Source organism: Clostridium coskatii (assembly GCF_001675205.1).
Taxonomy (GTDB): domain Bacteria; phylum Bacillota; class Clostridia; order Clostridiales; family Clostridiaceae; genus Clostridium_B; species Clostridium_B ljungdahlii.
Window position 1 is genome coordinate 20,827 of the sequence record NZ_LROR01000071.1, and the last position, 6,285, is coordinate 27,111.

Genomic DNA, 6,285 nt, shown 5'->3' on the forward strand with positions numbered 1-6,285 from the left:
AAATTTATTTTACAACTTTTATTTTATTATCTTTTACTCCAATTAAATCCATACTATTTTTTATATAATATTTAATAACTTGAATTACATTCTTATCTATCAGCTCTCCTATAGACAATACAGGAACTCCCGGAGGATATGGTATTACACTTGCCCCACTTATCTTTCCACACGAATCATTTAAATCCACCATTTCCTTTTCTATATCTATAACTTGAAATGGAATCATCTTGGATTGAGGTATTCCATATTTTATCCTATTTGTTTTTTTACATTTAATTCTTTCTAAATCACAATTCTTTAATACAGTATATAATCTTTCAAACTCCTCTTTTTCATTAAAGGGAGAAAGAATCAATACTAGGTTGGAATTGTCACTCATTTCACACTGTATATTTAGTTTTCTTAAATAATTTAAAAGTAAATTGCCACTGTATCCTGGTTCTAGATTTATAGTATATCTTGTTAAATCTATATCTGCTACACTTGGTACTGCCTTCCTTTCTTTAGAATTAAATTGTATTATATCCTTTCTGCCAATTACGTGCAATCCTCTTATAGAGTTTATCTTATCTCTATAGAATTCAGCTATCTCTATAAGTTTTTCGTAATCACTGCTGCCATACTCTTCAAGGTAAAATCGAGCATAATCCATAGAACAAAGTGCTATGTATGAAGGACTTGTACTTAAAAACGCATTATAATAAAAGTCTACTTTATCTATATATTTCTCATTGTTTACATGTAAATAAGCAGTTTGAGTTAAACTAGGCAGCGTTTTATGCGAACTAGTAACTACCATATCTGCACCAAGTGTTACTGCACTTTCCGGTAAATTTTTATTAACACCAAAATGTGCGCCATGAGCACAATCAACTAATACCTTTATGTTAAGCTTTTTTGCCTCCTTTATTATAAACTTAAGATTGCTGCATATTCCATAGTAATTGGGATATGTAACTACTATTCCTTTTATATTCTTGTTTCTCTTTAGTGCTTGTAAAAAATGCTCCAAATTTACGCAAATAGGAGCATTTATTTTTTCACTTATAATATTTTCTAAATATATAGGAATTAACTTCCTCATAATTATTCCATTTAGTATAGAACTATGGCAATTTCTTTCTACTAAAATTTTATCCCCCTCATTAAAACTACTAAACAACATTATCATATTTCCAGACGTACTTCCATTAACTAAAAAATAAGACTTTTTACTTCCATAAAGCTTTGAAAGACGCTTACTTGCATCTAATATTATACTTTTTTGATTATGAAGATTGTCTACACCATCTACTTCAGTAATATCAAATTTTAAAATATTAGATATAAATTCTCTTCCTATTGAAGTATTATAAAAACCTCTTCCATTTTTATGACCTGGCATACAAAATGACATATTATTTTCCTTAATATATTTTAAAACTCCTTCTAAAAGTGGTAATTCTGACAATGAGTTATCTCTCCTCTTATAATAAAACGTGCTATAGTTTTACTTATTCTTTCTTTATAGTATTCGTAAAAATCTAAATCATTTTCTAATTTTATTAATCTTTCTTCACAACTTTTACATATTCCTCTACCATATATTATTATACCATCACTCAAAGGTTTTCCACATATGATACAATATTTTTTTTTCATCTACATCCTCCTAGCGGCACTACTTACAAATTAATATTATTACTTTTGTTATTTAAATTTTTACCCTTAATACATAAAATATTCAATTTAAAAAATTCTTTCTCATTTTTATATTCTATAATATATACTATTCAGTTCTACCCTTAAACTTATTTTGTCCACATAAATAAATTTAAATAGTAGCATTTATATTAATATCTTATAATGATATATTCAAAAGTATGTTTTCATAAGATATAATATAAATATACTATATAAATAAACCAACCAAGATACTCTGCTAATTTTTACAAGGAGGCATTACATGATTTCAATTTATAAAACTATAGACGAATCAAATAACATTCAATCTGTAGATACCATAGAACATGGCTGCTGGATTAACGTTGTAGCACCTTCAGATGAAGATTTACTTTTAATATCAAAGAAGTCTGGTGTTTCAATGGATTTTTTAAAAGCTGCTCTAGATGAAGAAGAAACGTCACGTATAGATACTGAAGATAATAATCTACTAGTAATAGTTGATATTCCTTTTACAGAAATGGAAGTTAATTCTTTAACCTATGATTCTTATCCATTAGCTATAATCCATACAGAATCTACTTTAATTACGGTTTGTTTAAAAAACAGTAATATCCTTACTGATTTTATAAATGGGAAAGTTAAATCCTTTTTTACATTTAAACGTTCTAGGTTTATTTTACAAATACTTTATAGAATAGCGAGCTATTACTTGCTCTATTTAAGACAAATAGACAAAAAAAGTGTAATGATTGAGCAAAGACTTCATAGATCTATGAAAAATAAAGAGTTTATTCAACTTTTATCTTTACAAAAGTCTCTTGTTTATTTTTCAACATCCCTAAAAGCTAATGAAATGACTTTAGAAAAAATGTTAAAGTTAGAACTTTTACAGAAATATCCTGAAGATCAAGATATTCTAGAAGATGTTATTATTGAAAATAAACAAGCCATAGAAATGACAAACATATATAGTAATATCTTAACAGGAACTATGGATGCATTTGCCTCAGTTATATCAAATAACTTAAACATAGTCATGAAACTCCTAGCTTCAGTAACTATAGTTATGGCAATTCCAAATATAATATTTGGTTCCTTTGGCATGAATTTATACGGAATACCTTTTGCTAAATCTCCAAATGGCTTCTGGATGGTATATGTCATAACAGCTTCAATTTGCCTGGTGTGTATATTATTTTTAAAGAAAAAAAACTTATTTTAATTTTAGGATGTGATGATTTTGATTGGAAAAAGATTAAAAAAAGGAGATACTATAGGCCTTGTATCTCCGGCGAGTGCAGAGAAACCTGAAAAAATCAAAGAAAAAATTGAATTTTTAAAAGACTTTGGTTTTAATGTTAAAGAAGGGAAACATATATATGACAAATGGGGTTATTTAGCTGGTAAGGATGTGGACAGGGCTTCCGATATTATGGATATGTTCTCAGACAAAAGTGTAGATATGATATTATGCACAAGAGGTGGATACGGCAGCATGAGGCTTCTTCCTCTTATTGATTTTAACATTATAGAAGAAAATCCTAAAATATTTGCAGGATTTAGTGATATAACCACTTTATTAAACAATATCTACAACAAATGCCATATGATTACCTTTCATTCTCCAATGTGTACTTCTACTTTTGATGATTTTACATTAAAGAGTTTTTTAGATACCCTAATGTGTGGATATGCTCCCTTTACTATAAAAAACCCTGAGGACATCCCCACACGGTATTTTAATGGAGAGTACGCAGCTGGTACTCTTATAGGTGGTAACCTATGCCTTATATCTAGTCTTCTAGGTACTCCTTATGCTCTAAATACTGAAAATAAAATACTCTTTATAGAAGATGTAGGAGAAGAACCCTATAGAATTGATAGAATGCTTACTCAATTAACACTAAGTGGAGACCTGCAAAAATGTTCAGGTTTTATTCTAGGACAGTTTACAAATTGTGAACTTCCACATTATGAACGAAGTTTAACTTTAACCGAAATACTTGAAGACAGGATACTTAGCTTAAAAAAACCAACTTTAATCAACTTTCAATCTGGCCATTCATATCCAAGGATAACTTTACCAATTGGGAGTAATGTAGAAGTAAATTTTAAAGAAGGAGAAATACATGTATTAGAATCTGTAGTGAAATAGATCATTTATTTACAAATATAAAACACACCAATTTTTTATACTATAGAGGCGCCATCCAGATTTGAACTAGGAAGAAATGTTTTCCTCAGCTAATCTAGTTGGCAAACTCCTATTATATACAATTTTACATATCCTTATCATATTTACTTATAAAATATATATTTGAAAATACAACAAACAGGTACGCAATAACAATGGCTAAAACTACTGACCAACTGACACCCATCAGTGCAAATGCCATCATCAATGCCCCGAATACCAATATCATAAGATCATATGCTTTAGCTTTAGCTTTATTTCTTATTGCTATATTTCTCTCATCTTTTTCATCAATTTCCCTTTGCTTAGCTATCTCGGGATTTTTTTTCATAGTATAGATGTCAAAGGCAGTACCAAGATTTTGTCCAAAGACCCCACCTCCAATTCCAATAAGAATATATGGTAAAGTCTCAATGATACCTTGATCATTTCTTGTAAGTTTTGCTAATATAGCACCTGCAGCCAAAATTACAAAACCAATGAGTGAAAATATTAAATACCTTGCAGCACTCTTACTTCTCATTTTTTTCCTCCTCATAGCTAATACTTCTTATAAGCTATTTTTCACATAACAACTATTTTCCTAAATTGTACGGAAAGTTAACTTTACATTTTTATGTTACTACCACATAGTATAGATGTCAAGTATACTTTCCATAAAAAATTATACAATAGTATTTGTCTGCAGAAAATATTGTTCTAAGACCTAATAAAATTATCAAATAAGTTGAAATAGAACGATAAACGAGGAATTGGTATATTAATACAATAATAATTATACTACAATATACCAAAGTGCTATAAACAATAAAAAAGAAGTAACCTATCTACTGAAAAATCAGCAACCAGATTACTTCTGTATCTTTTTGGAGGCGCCATCCAGATTTGAACTGGAGATAAAGGTTTTGCAGACCTCTGCCTTACCACTTGGCTATAGCGCCATACTTTTTTTAACAGAGTTTATGATATCATTTTAAATACTTTTTGTCAACTCCAATTACTAAAAAACCCGCTGCTAAATAAAATGAATTACTCTTATACATAAAACATGCTAATATTTGCTAAACAATTAAACATATAAAAAGTATATGCTATAATATTAATCAGAGGTGATTTTATGAGTTATGAGAATTTAAAATCCGCTGTAAATTCAAGTACTAATATTGTATTTTTGGGTGGTGCAGGAGTTTCTACAGAATCGCAAATACCTGATTTTAGATCCGAAACAGGATTATATAAAACTAAAAATAATTTTTCATATCCTCCTGAAGTAATGCTAAGTCATAGTTTTTTTATGTCTCATACTGAGGATTTCTTTGATTTTTATAGGGCAAAAATGATATACAAAGATGCAAAGCCAAATGACGCCCATTATGCTCTTGCAGAATTAGAAAAAATGGGAAAGTTAAAAGCTATAGTAACTCAAAATATAGATGGTCTCCATCAAATGGCAGGGTCAAATAATGTATTAGAATTACATGGTTCCATTCATAGAAATCATTGCACTAAATGTGGAAAATCTTTTGATTTAGATTATGTACTAAATACCCCAGGTCTTATACCAAAATGTGATAAATGTAATGGAACAATAAAACCAGACGTAGTTTTATACGAAGAAAGTCTAAACATGGACACATTAAATAAATCCGTAGAATACATCCAACAAGCTGATATGTTAATTGTAGGAGGTACTTCCCTAATAGTATATCCTGCTGCAGGGTTAATTAATTATTTTAAGGGAAAATATTTAGTTCTTATAAATAAATCTTCTACTTCTTATGATAATGAGGCTAATATAGTTATACATGACAGTATAGGAAAAGTTCTAAAAAGTATATTGTAAGATTTTATTCTTTTTAATAAACAGAGTTCTTGACATCAAGTGGAGTTTAAAACTCCACTTGTGATACCTTATTAACAGGTTTCTTAGTACTTTAGCACTTAAGTCTTTATCCTTTAGGAGATTATCAAGAAACGTAGCTTCTCCCAACGTACACTTGGAGAAAAGCAACTGTTACATAATGTGTGGGAGTATTAGAGCTCATAATCATCAGATAAAATTAATTTATGATAAAAAAAATAGAGTACCAATCAGTACTCTATTTTCTTTACCTGGCAGCGACCTATTCTCCCACAGAGCCTCCCCTGCAGTACCATCGGCACCCTGAAGCTTAACCTTCCTGTTCGGTATGGAAAGGGGTGTTACCTTCACGTCATTACCACCAGATTTTATTGACGAAAATTGCTATTTCTATCAATTTTCTTATATATTAACTTTTAAGAGTTCAAATTACTCTGTCCTCTCAAAATTGCACAGTAAACTTTTTTTCTTTCGTTTTTATTTGGTCAAGCCCTCGACCTATTAGTATCAGTCAGCTTAACAGGTTGCCCTGCTTACACCTCTGACCTATCTCCTCGTGTTC

General features: G+C 29.6%; 6 protein-coding genes, 1 tRNA gene and 1 rRNA gene. 3 read left to right on the forward strand and 5 right to left on the reverse strand.

The genetic code is table 11. The features are described from left to right. Window positions 1-4 precede the first annotated feature (4 nt). Window positions 5-1,453, reverse strand: a complete 1,449-nt coding sequence (locus tag CLCOS_RS17235; protein ID WP_063602517.1) for an aminotransferase class I/II-fold pyridoxal phosphate-dependent enzyme — start codon at window positions 1,451-1,453, stop codon at window positions 5-7. Next, window positions 1,432-1,644: a sigma factor G inhibitor Gin gene (locus tag CLCOS_RS17240; RefSeq protein WP_013236827.1), complete on the reverse strand. Its 213-nt coding sequence runs from the start codon at window positions 1,642-1,644 to the stop codon at window positions 1,432-1,434. Before CLCOS_RS17240 ends, CLCOS_RS17235 begins: the two co-directional genes overlap by 22 nt. 304 nt (window positions 1,645-1,948) lie before the next feature. On the opposite strand from CLCOS_RS17240, the gene CLCOS_RS17245 reads away from it, so the two are divergent. Next, window positions 1,949-2,890, forward strand: a complete 942-nt coding sequence (locus tag CLCOS_RS17245) for a magnesium transporter CorA family protein (protein WP_013236826.1) — start codon at window positions 1,949-1,951, stop codon at window positions 2,888-2,890. Window positions 2,891-2,908: 18 nt separating this feature from the next. Continuing rightward, entirely contained in the window at window positions 2,909-3,823 is a 915-nt protein-coding gene (locus CLCOS_RS17250; protein WP_063602518.1) for a S66 peptidase family protein, read from the forward strand. Between the two features lie 124 nt (window positions 3,824-3,947). On the opposite strand, the gene CLCOS_RS17255 is transcribed toward CLCOS_RS17250, so the two are convergent. Continuing rightward, window positions 3,948-4,385 (reverse strand): DUF6442 family protein, encoded by a 438-nt coding sequence (locus tag CLCOS_RS17255; RefSeq protein ID WP_063602519.1) that lies wholly within the window; start codon window positions 4,383-4,385, stop codon window positions 3,948-3,950. Between the two features lie 344 nt (window positions 4,386-4,729). Further along, a tRNA-Cys gene (locus CLCOS_RS17260) sits at window positions 4,730-4,803 on the reverse strand. 176 nt (window positions 4,804-4,979) lie between these two features. Between CLCOS_RS17260 and CLCOS_RS17265 the strand changes: the two genes are divergently transcribed. Further along, on the forward strand, window positions 4,980-5,705 hold the full coding sequence (locus CLCOS_RS17265; protein WP_063602520.1) for an NAD-dependent protein deacylase: 726 nt from the start codon (window positions 4,980-4,982) through the stop codon (window positions 5,703-5,705). Between the two features lie 267 nt (window positions 5,706-5,972). Here CLCOS_RS17265 and rrf read toward each other — a convergent pair. Continuing rightward, window positions 5,973-6,089 (reverse strand): 5S ribosomal RNA (rrf, locus tag CLCOS_RS17270). Window positions 6,090-6,285 lie beyond the last annotated feature (196 nt).